Annotated in this window: 16 protein-coding genes; 14 read left to right on the forward strand and 2 right to left on the reverse strand. The window is 41.3% G+C overall.

All coding sequences use genetic code 11. The features are described from left to right. Positions 1-605 precede the first annotated feature (605 nt). The 3 genes from NIE88_RS20605 to NIE88_RS20615 all read left to right on the forward strand — a co-directional run bounded on the left by NIE88_RS20605 (position 606) and on the right by NIE88_RS20615 (position 5,872). On the forward strand, positions 606-1,814 hold the full coding sequence (locus tag NIE88_RS20605; RefSeq protein WP_253065279.1) for a sensor histidine kinase: 1,209 nt from the start codon (positions 606-608) through the stop codon (positions 1,812-1,814). Positions 1,815-1,818: 4 nt separating this feature from the next. Then, entirely contained in the window at positions 1,819-2,466 is a 648-nt protein-coding gene (locus NIE88_RS20610; protein WP_253065256.1) for a response regulator, read from the forward strand. A 337-nt stretch (positions 2,467-2,803) separates the two neighbouring features. Continuing rightward, the gene (locus NIE88_RS20615) at positions 2,804-5,872 is read left to right on the forward strand and encodes an MMPL family transporter (protein ID WP_253065257.1); all 3,069 of its coding nucleotides are present in this window, start codon (positions 2,804-2,806) and stop codon (positions 5,870-5,872) included. Positions 5,873-5,981: 109 nt separating this feature from the next. Here NIE88_RS20615 and mmuM read toward each other — a convergent pair whose 3' ends face one another. After that, positions 5,982-6,935 (reverse strand): homocysteine S-methyltransferase, encoded by a 954-nt coding sequence (gene mmuM, locus NIE88_RS20620; protein WP_253065258.1) that lies wholly within the window; start codon positions 6,933-6,935, stop codon positions 5,982-5,984. A gap of 62 nt (positions 6,936-6,997) precedes the next feature. After that, the gene (gene gabR / locus NIE88_RS20625) at positions 6,998-8,413 is read right to left on the reverse strand and encodes a MocR-like transcriptional regulator GabR (RefSeq protein ID WP_253065259.1); all 1,416 of its coding nucleotides are present in this window, start codon (positions 8,411-8,413) and stop codon (positions 6,998-7,000) included. Between the two features lie 89 nt (positions 8,414-8,502). Between gabR and gabT the strand changes: the two genes are divergently transcribed. The 11 genes from gabT (at position 8,503) to alsE (ending at position 20,629) form a co-directional block, all read left to right on the forward strand. Further along, complete coding sequence (gene gabT, locus NIE88_RS20630) at positions 8,503-9,825, forward strand: 4-aminobutyrate--2-oxoglutarate transaminase (RefSeq protein WP_253065261.1); 1,323 nt, start codon at positions 8,503-8,505, stop codon at positions 9,823-9,825. A 114-nt stretch (positions 9,826-9,939) separates the two neighbouring features. Beyond that, the gene (locus NIE88_RS20635) at positions 9,940-10,788 is read left to right on the forward strand and encodes a substrate-binding periplasmic protein (RefSeq protein ID WP_253065267.1); all 849 of its coding nucleotides are present in this window, start codon (positions 9,940-9,942) and stop codon (positions 10,786-10,788) included. Positions 10,789-10,907: 119 nt separating this feature from the next. Continuing rightward, entirely contained in the window at positions 10,908-11,615 is a 708-nt protein-coding gene (locus NIE88_RS20640; protein WP_253065268.1) for an amino acid ABC transporter permease, read from the forward strand. Between the two features lie 4 nt (positions 11,616-11,619). After that, entirely contained in the window at positions 11,620-12,378 is a 759-nt protein-coding gene (locus tag NIE88_RS20645) for an amino acid ABC transporter ATP-binding protein (RefSeq protein ID WP_253065282.1), read from the forward strand. 124 nt (positions 12,379-12,502) lie between these two features. Next, on the forward strand, positions 12,503-13,819 hold the full coding sequence (locus NIE88_RS20650) for an aspartate aminotransferase family protein (RefSeq protein WP_253065269.1): 1,317 nt from the start codon (positions 12,503-12,505) through the stop codon (positions 13,817-13,819). A 216-nt stretch (positions 13,820-14,035) separates the two neighbouring features. Then, on the forward strand, positions 14,036-15,049 hold the full coding sequence (locus tag NIE88_RS20655; protein WP_253065270.1) for an aldo/keto reductase: 1,014 nt from the start codon (positions 14,036-14,038) through the stop codon (positions 15,047-15,049). Beyond that, a complete protein-coding gene (locus NIE88_RS20660) occupies positions 15,042-15,608 on the forward strand; it encodes a TetR/AcrR family transcriptional regulator (RefSeq protein ID WP_253065271.1) in 567 nt (188 codons plus the stop codon). The genes NIE88_RS20655 and NIE88_RS20660 overlap by 8 nt, the downstream gene beginning before the upstream one ends. A 615-nt stretch (positions 15,609-16,223) precedes the next feature. Next, positions 16,224-18,356 carry a BglG family transcription antiterminator gene (locus NIE88_RS20665; RefSeq protein WP_253065272.1) on the forward strand — a complete coding sequence of 711 codons (2,133 nt, stop codon included), beginning with the start codon at positions 16,224-16,226 and terminating at the stop codon, positions 18,354-18,356. A gap of 6 nt (positions 18,357-18,362) precedes the next feature. Then, a complete protein-coding gene (locus NIE88_RS20670; RefSeq protein WP_253065276.1) occupies positions 18,363-18,629 on the forward strand; it encodes a PTS sugar transporter subunit IIB in 267 nt (88 codons plus the stop codon). Positions 18,630-18,643: 14 nt separating this feature from the next. After that, the gene (gene ulaA, locus NIE88_RS20675; protein WP_253065277.1) at positions 18,644-19,912 is read left to right on the forward strand and encodes a PTS ascorbate transporter subunit IIC; all 1,269 of its coding nucleotides are present in this window, start codon (positions 18,644-18,646) and stop codon (positions 19,910-19,912) included. 30 nt (positions 19,913-19,942) lie between these two features. Then, positions 19,943-20,629 (forward strand): D-allulose 6-phosphate 3-epimerase, encoded by a 687-nt coding sequence (gene alsE, locus NIE88_RS20680; RefSeq protein ID WP_253065284.1) that lies wholly within the window; start codon positions 19,943-19,945, stop codon positions 20,627-20,629. The last annotated feature ends 30 nt before the right edge of the window (positions 20,630-20,659 follow it).

A 20,659-nucleotide genomic window follows, 5' to 3' on the forward strand; every position in this document is an offset into this window, starting at 1 on the left:
CGGATCAGTTCAAAATGGAGGATTTTGCTTTGTATAACAGGAAAAATTCCCCTTATTTACCGGCGAAACAAGCTCCATGGTGCATATAACCGGAAAACCTCCGCTTATTTTACTCCCGTTAAATGAAACAGAGCTTTCTGTCCAAACACAAAGTTGATGAATCGATTGTAACTACAGAGTTACAGTAGAGGATCGGGCGTTTTTTGCCTAGTTTTTCTTAGTCTCGCGTGATATGGGGCCGTAAGTCGTGAGTGGCTATGCATGAAGTCAGAGGCAAAATGCAGAAGCTAAATCTCAATACTGAATAGAGAAGAATCAGTTTATCAAACAAATCAATGTCCAATACTTATAATGCCCGAATCTCTCGCAGTAAATCCGTCTTCTTCACGACATGGGAACAAAGCTTGTCGTTCATATTCGGAAAGTTTTTGCGGAGTCGACAGGGTGAACCCATTCTCAACCGAAACAATTCAACCGAAGATTTCTCATGTCCAAAACTTGAGTATATAATAATAAGTAATACATAGGACAAGAGTAGAATCAAGTCGGCCACGGCCCATTTAATGAAATTCTGATGAAGAAGGAGGCTGGCTTAACAAGACGTGATGAATAAACTGAGCTTTTATTCGTTTTTCAGCAATGCGAACAGTATAGTACTACTGAAACTAACGACTATAATTTGGATGAGTGTTGTCTATTCGGGCGTGTTTGTTTATCAATATTTTGAATATACCTATTTCCAAAGCAGGTTGATTTGGTCACTGTTGTTCATATATAGTGTCCAATCTCTATTGAACTGGTTCTTTCGTTATCTGATCCAAAAGCTCTTTTGGCTGTATTTTTCGCTTCAGGGACTATTAATCTTTGCTGCGGCGATGTTTACTGAAAAGGGTGCCCCTATTTTGTTACTGGGACTGCTTCCGGTAATGATCGCGCAGGGGGTTATTGCCCTTCAGAAAAAGGTCAAACTGTTTTTCATTGTAACGATCTATTATTTTCTTTATTGTGTCGCGATCATATACAATTACGGACTCAAGGATTTACTTGTATTCATGATCATTTTCGGCGCGATTTTTACTATTGTCAATGTTTACGCCATTCTTTATACGAAGCAGCGTATGGCGAACATGCGTATGACTTATTATCTACGCGAGTTAGAAACTGCAAATCAAAGGATTGAGGAGCTCACACTCCTGCGTGAACGGCAGCGTATGGCGAGAAATCTCCATGATACCTTGGCTCAAGGAGTGGTAGGCTTAATGATGCAGTTGGAGGCTGTTGACGTGCATCTGCGGTCGGGCAATATGAAACGTTCACAGGAAATTATTGCGCAGGCAATGATTCGCGCCCGAGAAACGCTGAATAAAGCGCGGACAGCGATTGATGATCTGCGCCGTGATTCAATGGATGAAAGAAGTTTCACGGACGAAATGATTGGGAGAATCAACAGGTTTTCCGAAACATTTTCGATAAAGGCGGAACACAAGATTGCTCCCATTCCTCAGCTGTCGCTCTCCACAATGGAACACTTTTTCTACATTATTGACGAATGTTTTGCAAACATAATAAAACATGCCCACGCAAAAAGCGTGCACGTGTCGCTTGAAAGTCAAGACAAGCACATACTATTAATGATTAAAGATGATGGTATTGGCTTTGATCCGAATCGTGCCCTTAATCATCCTGGAAAATACGGTCTGTTGGGACTTTCTGAGCGTTCACGTCTCATTCAGGGAGAGATTTGCGTCGATAGCGCTCTGGGAAAAGGAACGACGATTAAGCTTATCTTGCCGGTTGAACGTAACAGGAGGTAATTTTGTGAAGCATAAAGTTTTTGTCGTCGATGATCATTTAGTCGTTCGGGAAGGTCTAAAGTTAATTCTGGAGACCAATGATCAGTTCGAGATCATCGGAGAGGCTGAAAACGGACAGGAAGCGCTTGAGGTTCTGAACACAGTCAAACCCGATGTTATTCTTATGGATTTAAACATGCCCGTCATGAACGGATTGGATACGATTGAAGCCCTTGGTAAGCGAAAAAGCGACATTCCGATTATCATTTTAACCGTCTACAACGAAGACGAGCTTGTGATTCAAGGACTGAAATTTGGAGCAAAAGGCTACTTGCTTAAGGATGCCAAACGGGATGAACTTTTTCAGACTATTGATGCAGCAATTAAGGGAAAAACATTGGTTCAACCGGAACTAATGGAAAAATTAAATCGTGCTAAAGTGAAAGAGGATCATTCCTTCCAAAATCCCCAAACGACGCAGCTGACTAATAGAGAACGAATGATTCTACAAGCTGTCGCCAAGGGCCATCTTAATCGAGAAATAGCTTCAGATATGCACATCTCGGAACGAACGGTTAAAGCACATTTAACGAATATTTTTAATAAGTTGAACGTAAGTACGCGGACAGAGGCCGTCGCCGTCGCGCTTGAGGGCAAAATCATCAGCTTTTAGTGAACTTTTATTTGCTTCGGGAAGACCCAATCCCTGAGTTTTCCCTTTTAGGTACAATGAGTAAAGAAAAAAATTTTAAAGGACTAGAGGAAGTTAGCATAAGCGGTCCGGCAAAACGCCGCGTCCCGCGGCTCACCCTTCGCCTTTGTCGGAGGTTTGGCGAAACCACATTTTCTAATTTTATCAGCATTTTTTCTCGCGACCTTCCTCTTGCAGGAAGGTTCTTTTTTTCAAGAGATGACAAGAGTTGCCCGAAGGTACGATGTTTTGTCATGAAAAACAATTTAACCTTAAAAGGAACACAATAATATTTCTGAAACTAATGAGGAGGAACATTTTGAGAACAATCATAAAAGCGCGTTGGATCATTTTATCAATATGGCTGATTGCCACCATTGTGCTTGTTGCAACTCAGCCGGACATTAATGCTATTCTCCGAGATAAAGGACAGACTGCCTTGAATTCGGACAGTCCGTCCGTACGTGCAGACGCTATCTTAGACAAGATGGAGAAATATAAGGGCACAAATGATCTGATCATCTTCTATGACAAGAATAAGATCTCCGATGCAGAACTGGATCAGATCAAGAATGGTGTTGAAAATTTAAGCGCTGACGCTTCGAAACTGAACATCACCGAAGTTGTTGATCCCTTCAGCTCTCCTCAAGCAAAGAAGGCCTTAATTTCCAAGGATAAAACAACGATAATGGTTAGCTTTAAGCTCGATAAAAAATCTCGAGAGATCGATGACATTGGGAAGGATATTGACAGCAGACTGTCACATGTAAGCGTTGATCACTACTTGAGCGGAGAAGATTTCATTAATGATGATTATTTAAAAACGTCTCAAGCGGGAGTGGAAAAAAGCGCAGCGTTGACGATTATCTTCATATTAGTCGTTCTGATTGTGATGTTCCGATCTGCGATTGCTCCGTTGGTTTCCTTACTGGCAGTCATGTTTTCTTATCTATGTTCGATGGGGATCACCGCGCAATTAATCGATAAAACAGGTTTCCCGGTAACAAACCTTACGCAAATGCTGCTGCTCCTGATTCTTTTTGGGATAGGAACGGACTATAACATATTGCTCTTTAATCGGTTTAATGAAGAATTGGCGCGAGGACATTCAGTTGATGATTCGATTATTTATACCTATAAGACAGCGGGAAAAACAATCATTTACAGTATGCTTACGGTTTTCATTGCGTTCCTCGCGCTTATTTTTGCCCAATCGCCAATTTATAAGTCCGGTGTTGTTGTTGTCATTGGCATTGTCGTGCTTTTACTGGAATTTTTAACGCTGACGCCTTTTGCGATGAAGCTGTTTGGCAAAAAGCTGTTTTGGCCGACAAGAAATGTTAGAGCGCATAAAGAGAACAGGCTATGGTCGGGAGCGACCTCTTTGTCCACGAAGTATCCGATTATATCGGTGATCATTGTGCTGCTGTTCATTGTGCCGACAATTGTGCTGCATCAGGAAAAATTAAATTTCGATACGATCAAAGAACTTGGAAATTCACATCCATCTTCCAAGGCAATGAACATTGTCGCGGATCATTTTGGCAAAGGGAATGCCATGCCGACAACAGTTGTTCTTGAAAGCAAGCACCGTTTAGACAAAAATGCATCACTTGCGGCGATCGATCAGCTGACAAACGACTTGAATAAAGTCAAAGGGGTCAAACAAGTCGCCTCTGTGACGCAGCCTGTAGGATCGGAAATTCCTGCATTTTATATTGGCGATCAAACAAAATCCGTGACCAAAGGGTTGTCGTCAACAAAGAAGGGCGTCGATCAAATTAATGACGGTCTTAAGACTGCACAAGAAAAACTTGGATCAGCTGATTTTTCCCAAATCAGTAAAATGGTGAACGGCACTGCCAAGCTTCAAGACGGTATGACACAGCTGGCCGATGGCTTAAAACGGATTCAATCCGGTCTTGGCGGCGAATCGTCGAATTCACAGAATATCAGTGACGGAATTGAGCAAATTCAAACCAATCTCACAAAAATGAGCGATGGAATAAGATTGCTGTCCAAGCATTATGATCAAATGCAAAGTGGCTACGCAAAGATGGGAACTTCCTATCAACAAACTGCCCAGGCTCTGCTCGGTGTCAAAGATGCGATTGCTCAAATGCAATCTGTAACAGCGGCACTTGGCACAAGTGATGTGAATGTACAACAAGATGCTAACTATATAAAATTGAAATCCGGTCTCGATCAGTTGTCAGCATCTTTGACGCAAATTACGCCGGAAGGAATCAAAACGTTAAACACCAATTATAATACCGTGACAAGTGGTTTCGTGACTGCGAATAAAAATCTGGATCAAATGAGCAATGGCTTGTCACAAATGGCGCAGGGCTTGGAAAAAATGAAAACCGGTCTTGATAGCGCGTCATCAGGAATTGGCACAATTGTCACGAATATGGATAAGGTAAACCAAGGTATGGGTCAAATGAAAACCGGTCAGCAGAAATTGGCTGAGGGTCTTAATGGCTTCAATACGTTTGGCGAGAAATTAGCTGATGTAAATAAGGGCTTAGGAAAAATATCGAACGGACTTGGCCAGACCAATGACTTTCTTTCTCAGCTGAATTCAAATAAAAGCTTCTCTATTCCAAATGAAGCATTAACGGACAAACAATTTCAAAAGTCAGTTGACGCGTTTATGTCTAAGGATCGAACTGTTACCAAAATGACGGTTGTTCTGGACGACGATCCTTATTCAAAGCCTGCATTAAGTACAATAGATAGGATCAATGCAACAATGTCAAGTGGGATAAAAGGAACCGTCTTATCAGATGCCAAGATCGGTACTTCGGGGCCAAGTGCCACAACGAACGACATGAACAATATATTGACACAGGATCTTAATCAACTGACGATCATTGTTATTGTCGGAGTTCTGTTTGTCCTTATTATTGTCATGAGAGCGTTCTGGATTCCTGTGTTCATCACTACATCTCTGATGGGTGCCTACTATGCGGCCATGTTTATGCTCAACTTTATCTTTATCGATCTGAAGGGATTAGATGGGATTTCTTCCTTCATCCCATTCTTCTCCTTCATTATCATCGTAGCGCTAGGCGTAGACTACAGTATCTTCCTCTTGGCACGGTTTAAAGAGTATCCATTAATGCCTGCAAAAGAAGCAATCGTCGAAGCGTCAAAGCACATCGGCAGTGTAATTATGTCGGCGGCCATCATACTCGGCGGTACCTTCGCGACCTTAATACCGTCAGGCATCGAGCTTCTTGTTCAATGGGCGGTCGCTGTAATAACCGGTTTAGTCGTCCTTTGCTTTATCATGCTGCCGATCTTTGTTCCGGCCATGATTTCGCTGATTGACAGTCCGCCAAAATTTAACTGGTGGAAGGGCAAAAAAAAGCATGACGATTAATAGCGCGCTTATTGAATCATGTTAAACAGGCCACTGATAGTGACGTTTTCACCAATAGTTAGAAAAGGAGCAAAACATCTGCAAAGATGTCTTGCTCCTTTTTCTTAATTCATTTTAAACGTGCCCACTCGGCAATTTTCCGAATGTCATCCGGTGACGTGCGGCAGCAGCCGCCAATCAATGACGCGCCGGCTTCGAACCATGTCTTGGATGCCGATCCGTAGCTTTCCTGCATTTTCGATTTTTCCCACTGCTTGGTTCTTGGATTGTAGCGTTCTCCGGAATTCGGATAAACGATGATCGGTTTGCTTGTGATCTCGCGAATCGTCATGATTGCTGCTTCAACCCGCTTCATGGCAACGCAATTTATGCCAATTGCCGAGATTTGGTCAACAGCGTTAAAATACGCTGCGGCATCGGCAAGTGGCGTTCCGTCACACAGATGCGTGTCGTCAGCAAGGCTGAACGAGAGCCAGGCTTCATCATCAGGAAAATCATGGGTCAAAAGCTCGGCTAGTACTTTCGTTTCATCAAAATTAGGCATGGTCTCAAATGCGAACAGATCTGCTCCGGCTTCTTTTAACAAGTGCATTCTTGAGCGATGGAACATCCGGTAGCCGGCTTCATTTAAAGCGTATTCCCCTGTATACTCCGAACCGTCGGCCAGAAAGGCGCCGTAAGGGCCGACACTGCCGGCAACGAGCGGATAGGGACACACTTGTTTTTGCGTCACAGTAAGCGTCTCCCAAAATTCGCAGCGAGCCTGAATCGCGATGTTTACGGCTTCCTTAATGAAACGCTCTGCCTCAAGTTCCGTATAGCCGCTTTGCTGAAATCCGGCAAGAGTTGCCTGATAGGTATTCGTCGTCGCAATATCGGCTCCGGCTCGAAAATAATCCAGATGCACTTTTTTTATGCTGCTTGGTTTGCAGTGAATGACGGCTGCTGCCCACAACGCGCTGTCGATTGCAATCCCTTGCTTCTCAATTTCAGTCGCCATCGCGCCATCTAAAATGATTGGCGTGTGTTCGTTCATTAGGTCACGGATTCTGTTTTTTCGCATCAAGTGCCTTCTTTCTATTTAATTTCATGAGCTGATCCGTTTCATTATACAGAAGCGATCCCTCATTCAAAAATTGCATGGTAGAGCCGTTCCACACCTTCATCAATTTTCTCAACAGATAGGTTGGCAAATCCTAAAATAAATGCCGGTTTTGAATAAAGGTAGTGATCCTCCAGACAGTAGGGCTTAAGGTTATAGAGTTCCAGTTTGGCTGCTCGCGCGCGATTGGCGATTTCTTCAACTGATCGAGTTGTATCGAATTCAGCGGTGAAATGAAGGCCGGCGTTTGCGCCGTGCATCGTGATTGTTGAGCCGAAACGTTTTTTCAGTTTCTCAATAAGCTTCTTCTGACGTTCAATGTACACTTGTCTCATATGCCTGATATGTTTGCGGTATTCACCTGAATCAATAAATTGCTGCAGGGTCAACTGCCCCAAAGCATTGCTTGTTGACATGATAAAGCTGCAGCGTTCTCGATATTTTTTGAGCAGTTTTTGCGGAAGAATCATATAACTGATACGTAAGCCGGGCAGTAATGATTTTGAAAAGGTGCCTAAGTAAATGACACGTTCATAACTGTCGAGACCCTGAAGTGATGGAATTGTATCACTCTCATACTTAAACTCGCTATCATAATCGTCTTCAATGATGTACCGGTTGTCTTTTTCCGCGGCCCAATTCAACAGTTGAATACGTCGTGAAATCGGCATGACAACACCTGAAGGAAATTGGTGCGACGGTGTCACATACACGACATTAGGATTCATTTGTTTAAGCAGATCAATGGAAATGCCTTTGTTATCGAGTGGAATGGTTTTTAAGCGCAGGCGTTCCATCTTAAGCGACTCATACATACGTCGATAACCCGGATTTTCCATTGCGTACAAGCTGTTCTCATGAAAAAGGTGGCGAAGCAAGTAGAACAGAAATTGGGTACCGCCGCCTAAAACAATTTGCTCCGGAAAACATTGAACACCGCGAGCGACTGATAGAAAGCGCGCGATCGTTTTTCTTACTGAATAAATCCCTTGTGGAAAGCGTGATGAGTCATCGTTTAATTCTAATCGGCTTAATTTAAGCGCACGATGCTCACACGAAAACCAACTGTCGAATGGAAAGAGTGATCGATCAACCGACATATGCGAGAAGGAAATCCAATCTTTTTTGGATTCTTTTTCTTCAACCAGCTCGGGATCCAGTGAGTGCGGAATACTCTGAGAAAGCGGGATCGTATCCAATTTTTCAACATAAAAGCCGCTTCGTTCAACAGCGTAAATGTAACCTTCTTCAAGAAGCTGTTGGTAAGCTCCGTTAACTGAGTTAACGCTAACATGTAAGGTTTGTGCCAGCTCTCGTTTGGAGGGAAGCTTTTCATTGGGAAGAAAATGGTGAAGAAGAATCTCCCTTTTCAACTGTTTATAGATTTGACGGTAAATATATTCTTTTTTAGTATCAGTTTGAACGGTTATTGAAATCATAGGCACTCCTGACACCATAATTATTTGAATTTTGATACTATACATAATACCAAAAAATTAGCAGAATATCTATTAAAGGAGTGAGCACATTGGGGAAGGAATTATTGGAAGGAAATCTAACAAAGATTTGGCAGGATAAACGCGATCAATTTGTGGCGGCTGCCGTCGGTAATGGGAATCGTCATATTGCGGCGAAAGCGGAAGGAGCATTAGTTACCGATATTGAAGGCAATCAATTCATTGATTTTGCCGGAGCAATCGGTGTCCAGAATGTCGGACATTGCCACCCAAAGGTTATCAGTGCCGTAAAAGAGGCACTTGAGCGTTTCATTCATCCCGGATTTAATGTCATTATGTACCCGGGTTATATTGAACTTTGTCAACGCTTATGTGAAATTGCTCCGGGAGACTTCGCTAAGAAAGCGATCTTGCTCAATTCCGGTGCGGAAGCTGTTGAAAATGCGGTGAAAATTGCTCGTGCTTATACTGGCAGACAGGCGGTTGTGACGTTTGATCGGGCTTTTCATGGCAGAACAAATTTGACCATGGGCATGACCAGTAAGGTAAAGCCATATAAGTTCGGTTTCGGTCCGTTCAGTCCGGAAACCTATCAGGCTCCTTATCCTTATCCATATCGAAAACCGGAAGAAATGTCCGATGAAGACTATGATGACTATATCATTGACAGATTCAATTACTTCTTTTTGAGCAGTGTTGCTCCTGAAATGGTGGCCTGCATCGTGATGGAACCAGTTCAAGGTGAAGGCGGGTTCATCATTCCGTCAAAACGGTTTGTTACGTATGTGCGTGATTTCTGTACGGAGCACGGGATTCTATTTATCGCTGATGAAATTCAGGCCGGTTTTGCCCGAACAGGAAAAATGTTCGCGATTGAACACTTTGATGTAGCCCCGGATCTGATGACAGTATCCAAATCGATTGCAGCCGGATTCCCATTAAGCGGTGTTGTCGGGAAGGCGGAACTGTTTGATGCGTGCGATCTCAAAGGGTCTCTTGGAGGCACCTATTGCGGCAGTCCGATTGCCTGTGCGGCCGCACTGGCTGTACTTGATATTATTAAAGAAGAGCATCTTATTGAGCGAGCGGAAAAAATAGGCGCAATTATTGAAGAACGAGCCAAGGAATGGGAGAAAACCTATTCGTTTATCGGTGACATTCGCCGACTCGGTGCGATGGCAGCCGTTGAATTTGTTAAAGATAAAGGAACGAAAGAACCGGATAAAGATCGGGTAAAGAAGCTCGTCGCTTACTGCAATCAGCATGGACTGCTGCTCCTTGATGCCGGGCTGAAGGGCAATTGCATTCGTTTCTTATCGCCGCTGACGATAACGGAAGTTCAATTAGCTCAAGGATTGGCTATTATTGAAGAAGCGTTGGAATTTGTCAAATAAGAAATGACGTCTCGCTTTTTTCGACAAAGTAAAGTAAAATTCAAATCACTAATGACTGAAAATTTATATTTAATTGTATAACTTAAATAATTTGATAATATGGGAGGGCTTTTCGTGAAACGTTGGTTTATGTCAGCACTTATTCTTGTATTGCTCGTCGGCATTCTTTCGGGTTGTGGCTCAAGCAGTTCAAAATCAGGCAGTTCTTCATCAAGTAAAACGACGGATACATTGGCTGCGGCAAAGAAAAAAGGTGTACTTGTTGTAGGATCTTCCAATGACGCGCCATTTGCTTACATTGATCAGAAGACGAAAAAATTCACTGGTATTGATGCTGAAATCATCAAAGAAGTTGCCAAACGCTTAGGCATTCCCAAGGTTGAAATGAAGCAGACAAAATTCGAGAACCTGCTCCTTGAACTGAACAATAAGAATATTGATCTCGTGACGGACGCGATGTATATTAACCCGCAAAGAGAAAAAATCGCGAAATTTACCACGATCTGGTACACAGAGGGCGAAGCGTTTGTCATTCCGAAGAATTCACCGATTAAAAGCGTTGATGATCTAAAGGATAAAGTGGTTGGTGCTCAAAAAGGGACTGCGTTCTTTGACTTCGCAAATAAGCTGAAAAAAGAAGGGAAAATCAAACAAGTTAATGTGTTCGGCTCCCAGTCCGATCTGCTTCTTGCAGCTAATACAGGAAAGATTGATGCTTTAGTAACGGATGGCGCCGTAGCTGCTTATAGTCTGAAGCAGGATCCGTCCTTGAAATTGAAAATTCTTGATCCGTATACACCGCAGGCTTCCGGTAACATCGGGGCTGCCGCAAGAAAGAGCGACACGAAGCTGGTGAATGCGATTAACAAACAAATTAATATCCTGAAAGAAAACGGATTTATCAAGGATCTTTTGAAAAAATACGGAATGCCTGATAACTATTACGTACCTGTTCAAAAATAAATATTGATTGAATCGGAGTTATTCTTAAGATTTAAGACTAGCTCTGATTTCTGTTATTATTGGAGGAATGGGCAAACCATACTGTACAGGAGAATTGATTGACAAATGAGGTGCTATAAATGGATATATTGAATCACCTGGATTTTGCCACTGCCTTCAAGGAACTCACACCGGAATTATGGCAAGGACTGATTATTGCCCTTGAGGCAACATTAGGCGGATTTATACTTGCCGCTGTTCTTAGCGTATTGATTGCGGTTGGCCGTTTATCCGAATCAAAAGTATTAAAAGGAATGCTCGTTGTTGTTTTGGAAATTGTCAGAGGCACCCCGCTTCTCGTTCAACTTGTTTATATGTTTTACGTGGTGCCGCTGCTTATATCGCTCGTTGCCCAGTTCTTTATTCCTAATTATCAGTTCCAGCTCAATCCGCTCGTTGCCGGAATCCTCGGACTTGGCATTAACTATGGATGCTATCTCTCCGAAGTGGTCCGTGCCGCAATTCTTTCCATAGACAAAGGGCAGACTGAGGCTGCACTTGCATTAGGATATACGCAGCGTCAGGCATTGTGGTCAATCGTTATTCCGCAGGCGACGCGTCAAGCAATTCCTGTTTTCGGAAATTATCTGATTATGATGATTAAAGACACATCCCTGCTGGCATTTATAACGGTCAATGAATTGCTGCTGCGCACGCAAGCTTATGCATCGCAGACCTTCTTAACGATTGAATCTTACACAATACTTGCGATTGCCTATTTAATTCTCAGTTTACCGCTATCCCAAGTTGTACGTCTGCTTGAAAAGGGGTTGTCAAAGCATGCCTAAATCAATGATCGAAGTGACACAGCTCCATAAATCGTTTGGCAGTCTTGAAATTTTAAAGGGAATTGATCTGAGGGTCCATCAAGGAGAGATTGTCGTCATTATCGGGCCATCGGGATCGGGAAAATCAACGTTGCTTCGCTGCTTAAACTGTTTGGAGCTTCCTACGTCAGGAACGGTCAAAGTTGAAGGAGAAAATTTTGCGGATAAGTCCGGCCGCTACAATGAAAAACGTGTGGCCAGGCTTCGCACTGAAATCGGAATGGTGTTTCAAAGCTTTAATCTTTTCCCGATGATGACTGCCATTGAAAATGTGATGGCAGCGCAGATAAAAATAAGAAAGAAATCAAAGGAAGAAGCAAGAAAAACAGCGGAAAAATACTTGAAGAAGGTCGGATTGGCCGAACGCATGGATCATTATCCAAGTCAGCTCTCCGGGGGACAGAAGCAACGTGTCGCAATCGCTCGTGCATTAGCAATGGAACCGCATATTATGCTGTTTGACGAAGCGACATCTGCCTTGGACCCGGAACTTGTCGGCGAAGTGCTTAAGGTCATTCGCGAACTTGCGGATGAAGGCATGACTATGGTTCTTGTGACGCATGAAATGCGTTTTGCTGAAGAAATAGGCGATCGTATTATTTTTATGGATAAAGGTGTCATTGTTGAGGAAGGAAATCCGAGTGAACTCTTTAATGCGCCGAAGCATGAGCGGACCAAACTCTTTATTAATCAAGTGCTGCATCCCGAATCGGAAAAAATATAAGCGCGTATTCGAAAAATCCGGGAAAAGCAAAGAAGTTTTTCTGCTAAAACAGAATCTTTCGCTAATCGAGATGGCAGGGCCACAGCATTCTGCGGAAGTTCTGAGCAAGCATCATGTGAGGTGATTGAGACTGAACGGGCATCCGATAAATAACGAAAAATCAAAGAAAATATATAATCAATCAAAAAAATACTTAGTAAACGGTGTTGCCAGCAGCTTTCACAAAGCAGGTTTTCAAGACTTTCCGACTTGTTTTGATCATGGAAAAGGCGCTTATCTTTATGACGTTGACGGTAATAAATACATTGACTACGTGGCGGGTATGGGCCCTTTGATTCTCGGTTACAGTCCTGCTGCGGTGAATCGGGCTGTGTCCGAGCAGATGGCAAAAGGAACGCAGTTTTGCTCACCCTCTGCTGATCTGAACAAACTTGCAGAAAAACTGACCGAGATCATTCCTTGCGCCGAACGCATTGCTTTTCAAAACACAGGCACAGAAGCGAATATGTTTGCGTTCCGATTGGCGAGAGCATTCACAGGGAAATCTAAGATGATTAAGTTTGAAGGTCAATACCATGGGTGGTCCGATGAAGAAATGATCAGCACGGATGCCCGTTCCGTTGATGAACTGGGGCCAAGAGAGCAGCCGAGCAAAAATCGGGAAGTTTTGGGACAGCTAGCCGGCGCATCTGATCAGGTCATCATTCTGCCGTGGAATGATTTAACGGCAGTTAAAGCTGTGATTGAAAAGCAGCGTGATGAAATTGCTGCAATCATCACTGAACCCTATATGTGCGATTCAGGTCCAATTTTTCCGAATGAAGGCTATCTTGAAGAATTGCGGACCCTTGCGACAGATCATAACATTTTACTTATCTTTGATGAAGTGATCACTGGCTTCAGAATGTCTTTAGGCGGGGCACAGGCCTATTTCGGCGTTACGCCGGATGTCGCTGTCTTTGCTAAAGCAATCTCAGGCGGGCTGCCATTATCTGTTGTTGCGGGAAAAAGTCATATCATGGACTGCGGGATTCGTACATTTGGCACATTCAATGGGAATGCGCTCTCTGTCGCAGCTGCCTTGGCGACCATTGATCAACTGCAGCAGGGCGGCGTCTATGAGAGATTCGACGCATTAGGGCAGCAGTTAACCGATGGACTCAGAAAATTGGGTGATCGCTTTGGCATTCCACTTTATTGCCGTCATGATGGAGCGATCTGCATGCTTTTGCTCGGAGTGGATCGGCCTGTGGATGATTTCAGGGACTATCTGAGGTTCGCTGATATTGAACGTTATAACTATCTGGTTGCCCGTTCACTCGAACTTGGCCTTCGATTGACACCAAACCGTGGAAGAATTTATCTTTCAACGCAACATTCAGAAGCGGATATTCAAAAAACGCTGCTAATCATTGAAAACATATTTTCAGAATGGCAGTGACGCATGACAACTTTTTATGAGCAGAGCCCAGTGCTCTGCTTTTTGCTTGCAGTAAACACGCCAAATGAGGCGAGAATAGAAACCGTTCATGCCACTAACCTATGACATTTTTTGTTCGAAATTTTTGCCGCAATGGCGTTGACAGCTGGAAATCTTCTGGGTATTATGTTTAGAAAGAACGTTCATTCTAATTTAGTGCATATGGGAGGCCATTTTATGAAAAAGAGAAGTTTAGGGAAGAGTGGCATCATGGTTTCACGTATTGGGATAGGCACAGCAGCCTGGGGATTTAAACTAATGGGGTATGGAAAATCCTATCAAAAAGAAGATCTGTGGGATGCGTATAAGACCGGTCTGGATAATGGAGTTAATTTTTTCGATACGGCAGACAGTTATGCGGGAGGAGATTCGGAGCGGATACTGGGTGAATTTCAGAAAAAAGATGGCAGAGAAATTATGATTGCGTCCAAGCATAATCCAAGAAATGATAAGCGTCCGGAGGATATAATGAACGCACTAAGCGGAAGTTTAGAACGATTGCAGGTGTCATCCATTGACCTCTATCAGCTGCATTTTCCGCCCAAAGATGACCAGTTTGAGCGGTATGCGGCAGTTCTTGCCGGTGCCTATGCTCAGGGACTCGTTAAGGCTGTCGGTGTCAGCAATTTTAATTTAGAACGGACCGCTCGTTTTCACGATTGTTTGCTCAAGTACGATTTACCGCTTAGCTCGAATCAGGTATACTATCATTTATTGGAACGAAGAGTTGAGGACAGCGGTTTAATCGATTATTGTGAGAAAGAGAACATTGCAGTGATCCCGCTGTCGCCAATGGCTCAGGGGGTTCTGACCGGAAAATACGCGTTGCAGGCAAAGAAGCTGTCAGTCACGCAGAAGGTTTATTTTTGGATACAGCAACTGGATTTATTTCATGATGAAAAGGAAAAGAAGCCTTTGCTGAGAAAGATTTTTACGCGGCCAGAGGCAGTAAAAATAAAAAAATATCTTCCTTTATTTGAACTCATGGACAGGATTGCCGCACGCCACCAGACATCCATTGCGCAAATCGCATTGAGTTGGTTATTATTTTCCAGCGATCAAATGATCCCTATTCCAGGAGTGAAAAATAAAAAACAGGCACAAAGCAACTTGATGATGCTTTCCGTTGATTTAACACAAAAGGAATTCAACGAACTATCTCAAATGGAGGAAGTCTTAGCCAATGAATGAAGAACGACTCGACCGATTATTCAATGAAACCCTTAAGCTCATATCCGAACAAGGTTTTTACAGCACGCCTATGTCACAAATTGCAAAAAAATCCGGGATCAGCATGGGCAGTATTTACAATCAATTCGAAAATAAAGAGATTCTGCTTAATGAACTTTATAAAAAGATTAAAATCCGGTTTGCAAATCATGTTCTTAGTAAAATAAATGGTACTGAGTCCATTGAGCAACAAATCAAGCACATGCTGGGTTCTATCTTTTATTATTATAGTGAACAAAGGAGCGAGATTAATTTTATCGAGCAATATGAAAACTCCCCGCTCATAACGGAGGAGACGCAAAAACAGCTTCAGCCTTATCTGATGCGTGTTTTTCAAAAATTCGAAGAGGGAAAGCGAAAAAAAGTAATCAGTCAACTGCCGACAGAGGCGTTGATTGCAATGAGTTTTGGTGCTGTTTCATCACTTGCAAAAATGTACGTAAAAAAAATATACTCAAGCCGCATGCCGGATACGATCAGTGACGTGATTGATGCTGTTTATTTGATGATCAAAGGCTAAGCACAATGATTACAATCCAATCAGTTGATATTCGGAGATTTCCCGAAACAGGGTGGCGCGTCCAATACAGTAGCATTTTTTGCAAAAAAATGTTCCGAACATTGCTTGCCTTAGGAATAGTGGCAAAATTATCTCGTTTTTTTTTGCGCTAATGGATTTTTATTTTGCGGATAAGGCGAGCGTTTCAACAACCAGCTTCGATTCATCACAAGAAAATTTAATACATACGGACCATTGCCAGTGACTTTATAATCTGTTCCCCAGTGGATTGAATTATTTCCTAAAACCAAATTTTTGAGTATGAAGTTCTGTACGTAAATTCTTTAGTATGATTAAATAGTCGTGCAGCCGGCAATTATCTTCCATGTTCTTCCCCTTTTCCCGGGTTACATCTTTATGTACGTCTATAAATTCAAGATTTTTTCGAACTTGGGTATTGTGAACACACGATCATTTTTTGTTCGGTAATATATTGATGGTACAACTTTGCACAATAGCAATGTGTATTAATTGCACTTAATTTTAAGTCTTTCTGCTTTTATAATATAACTGTACCGAGAAAGGGGCATCCAATTAGGAACAGAATGAACCTGAGAGGCAAGGGAGGGTCATTCAATGAAAATACAGAAGAGATCTGTGGAAATTCTTTATCAAATCTTAAATGCTAATACTTATGTATCAATCCCACACTTGATGGCAAATTACAATATTTCTCGTCGTACGGTCTATTATGAACTTGATAAAATTAATAAATGGTTACGATTGGTACATTGCGAGCCAGTGCAATATATTCGTAAAGGAGGTTTCTTTTTAACTGACGGCACAAAGCAAAATTTAAAAAAATTAAAGTTGACTGACTATCACGAGAAATATTTGAAAAGTAATTATGCTTTATCAAGTAAGGAACGAATAGAGCAAATGATTCTACTGATTTTGTTGTCTGAACAAAAGGTAACACTTGATACTATTATGCGAATCAATTGTGTTTCAAGAAATACAGCGATTGGCGATGTCAAATTGGCCAATAACATGTTAAAGAATTATCATTTGATGATTTGTACATCTAACAAAAAAGGACATTACATGAATGGGCAAGAGTTAGATGTACGGAATTGGCTCATGGATTATGTTAATCAAAAAATTAGTGATCATCGAAATGACAGTGAATTTATTTGCTTTCTTTCTCAATTTACCTTATTAACAAAAAGGTTTGATCTCTGTCAGCTAAAACAACAACTGTATGAGTGGTTGAGAAATGTCGGAAGAAGATTAGGAGTCTCGTTTTCAGATAACTTTTTGAAAACGTTACCAATATCTTTGTCATTATTTTGGATTAGGATTAATCATCAACAACTGATGCCGCTTTCCCAGTATAACAATGGAACATCTTTAAAAAAACATCCCGAGTATAAAGAAGCAGTCGAATTTGTTGAAAATTTTTTAAGCCAACAAGACTTTCATTTATACATGGGAGAAGTTTACTATTTAGAAACTTTGTTATTAGGCAGTCAGGTTAATGGTTATTTTGATGATCAGCTCTTTTTTAATAATAAAAGTTCGGAATTAGAAAGTATTGTTGAAGAAATCATTCGTCGATTTCAACAATTATCCGGAGTCACTTTTGATAAAATCGATGAATTGCATAAAAAATTATGGATTCATTTGAAGTCAAGTTACTTCAGAATTAAATATCACATCACTTATAATGAACCGCTTCTCAGTGAGGTAAAGGAAGAATACAAAGAAATATTTGATCTGACAAAAAAGGCTATTATTCCTTTTGAGCATTTTTGTCAAAATAATGTAAATGAAAATGAAATCGCGTTCATTTCTATGTATTTTGGTGGATGGTTGTCAAAAATTCAAATTGTCAAATGTGCTCGGGACTCAGTCTTAGTTGTTTGTAGTAGTGGTTTCGGTACTTCACGTTTATTAAAACATCAATTAGAACAGTTATTTCCAATTGTGCGTTTTAAAGGGCCCATTTCTGAACATGACTATCTTGAACGTGAAATTAAAAATGAGCGTTTAGTAATTTCTACAGTGAAACTATCTGATCAATCGGTACCCACCTGTGTTGTTCACCCAATTCTAACAGTGAGCGACAAGAATAATCTTTATCGCGTACTTTACAACTATCGGCCGGATAACAAGTTGCAAATAAATCAAACAGTCGAGGGACTATTAAATATTGTTAACGAATACGCAAAAATAAATAATAGTGAAGATTTAAGGAAGAATATGATTTCTTTTCTTTTACAACCTGTTTGGAAAGAACAAGGGGGTGCGTATAAACCTATGCTTAATGAATTGTTAACTAAAGATAAAATTATTCTCGCTGACCATGTGGATAACTGGGAGCAAGCTATTGCTTGGGCTGCTAAACCTCTTAGAGAACAAGGGTACATCACGAAAGATTACATTCAAGCAATGATTGATAGTGTGCATACAAATGGTCCCTATGTGGTTGTTACACCCAGGGTTGCGCTTCCTCACGCACGACCAGAACAAGGCGTTATTCGACTTGGTCTCAGTTTACTGAAATTGGAATCCGGTGTGGATTTTGGCGTTAAGAAAGGTAGGGTTTATATTGTTATCGTTTTAGCAGCTCACGATAATGAAAGCCATTTAAAGGCACTTTCTCAATTAGCCGTTTTACTCGGTAAACCACAGGAAGTGAATTATTTAATTTCTTGTAAATCTGTTAAAGAAATTGAACAAGTAATTAATCAATATTCAAAGGAGTGAATTAATATGAAAAAAATTTTGGTCGTCTGCAGTAATGGCTTAGGAAGCAGCTTTCTTGTTGAGATGAATGTTAAACAAATTTTGAACGAATTAGGCAAAGACGCTGAGGTTAGTCATACGGACCTGACGAGTGCGCAGGGTGAGCAAGCTGACTTGTACATCGGGTCACAAGAGATTGTTGAAAATTTAATTGATGGAAAACGTAATGTCATTGGATTAGACAATCTACTTGATAATGATAGATTGAAAGAAATTCTAATTGACAATATCTAAAAGAGGTGATTGTTATGAATTCATTTGTACAAGTGTTAATTAAGGATGTGTTAGGCACCCCCGCAATACTTGTTGGTTTATTTGCTTTGGTCGGGTTACTGCTACAGAAAAAGGACATTTCTAAAGTTGTCACCGGTACACTAAAGACAGTTATGGGTTTTCTCATCCTGTCAGCAGGAGCAAATTTTATATCAATTCCCTTGAACAATTTTAGTAAAATGTTTGGACATGCTTTTACAATGCAAGGGGTTGTCCCGAACACTGATGTTATGTCTATTCTTGCACAAAATAAATTTGGTACCCTGACTGCAGTTATCATGATTAGCGCGATGATTTTAAATATTATTTTAGCTAAATACACGCGTTTTAAGTATATTTTTTTAACTGGTCATCACATTATGTATTTTGCAGCAATGCTCGCCTTTATTTTCTCAATTTCAAAAGTAAACTTTGTTGTTGCAGCAATTTTCGGTGCCGTCATCGAAGGCGTATGGATGGTTTTGTCACCTGCTATTTTGCAACCGTTTACTCGAAAGATTGTGGGCAGAGATGATTTAGCGGTTGGGCATTTCGGATCCCTTTCCTATCTTGTTTCAGCATGGGTAGGGAAAGCATTTGGTAATAAAAATCTGACAACTGAAAATGTAAAAGTTCCGAAACAACTTAGCTTTTTACGGGATTCCTCAGTCTCTATTTCTATTACAATGGCTTTACTATTTTTAATCTTGGCTCCAATAGCTGGATCGGATTATGTTCAAACAACGCTTAGCAGTGGACAGAATTTTATTGTGTTTTCATTACTCCAAGCAATTAATTTTGCAGCCGGTGTTTACATTATTTTAGCTGGCGTACGCATGATTATTTCTGAAATTCTTCCTGCTTTCAAGGGTATCGCAGATAAACTTGTTAAGGGTGCAAAACCAGCACTGGATTGTCCGACTGTTTTTCCGTTTGCACCGAATGCTGTTGTTATCGGTTTTCTCAGTGCTTTTGTCGGGGGAATCATTTGCATGTTTCTGACGCCAGTGTTTGGTTTAGCAGTTGTCGTTCCAGGGCTTGTCCCAATGTTCTTCTGCGGCGGGACGGCAGGTGTCTATGGAAACTCTACTGGTGGACTCAGAGGGGCCATTTTAGGTTCGCTTGTAACTGGATTGTTACTGTCCTTCTTACCGGCCATCTTGCTCATTTTCTTAGGCCATCTTGGATATGCAACTACATGGGGTGATTCGGATTTTGATATAATCGGTAGTTTATTATCTGGTTTCTTCCGGTTATTTGATTAATTTGCAAGTCTGTAGGAAGGTGATTTCGTGATGTTACCTAAATTTTCACCATCGCTTATGTGTATGGATTTAATAAATTTTAAAAGCCAAATTAATTTTTTAAATAGGCATGCTGACTCATATCATGTGGATATAATGGATGGGCATTTTGTTCCCAATATTACGCTTTCTCCCTGGTTTATTGAACAATTGAAGCGCGTGGCAACGATTCCGATTTCAGTACACTTGATGGTCGATGATCCTGCCATGTGGGTTGATGATGTATTGGAAGCAGGCGCGGAGATTGTATGCTGCCATGCGGAAGCCATCAATGGAAAAGCTTTTCGCATTGCGGAACAGTTGCATCAGCATGGGAAAAAATTCGGTGTAGTCATTAATCCGGAAACACCTGTTGAAGCAATTAATCCCTATTTAAGTGTTGTTGATAAAGTGACGGTCATGTCAGTTGATCCTGGTTTTGCGGGTCAAAGATTTATTTCGGAAACACTTAACAAAATTACAGAATTAAAAGCAATATTGAGGAATGAGCCTAGTTATCATTATCTTGTCGAAATCGACGGATCTTGTAATCAGAAAACGTTTAAACAAATCTATGATGCAGGTACAGATTTGTTTATTATTGGTAACAGTGGTTTATTTGGTTTGAAACAATCGATTGAACAATCATGGAATGCAATGAGGGAACAATTCATATTAGAAACGGGCATTAAACTATGACGGAGGGGTTTATCGATGGAAGATCTTAAC

The organism is Sporolactobacillus shoreicorticis (genome assembly GCF_024125445.1).
Lineage (GTDB): Bacteria > Bacillota > Bacilli > Bacillales > Sporolactobacillaceae > Sporolactobacillus > Sporolactobacillus shoreicorticis.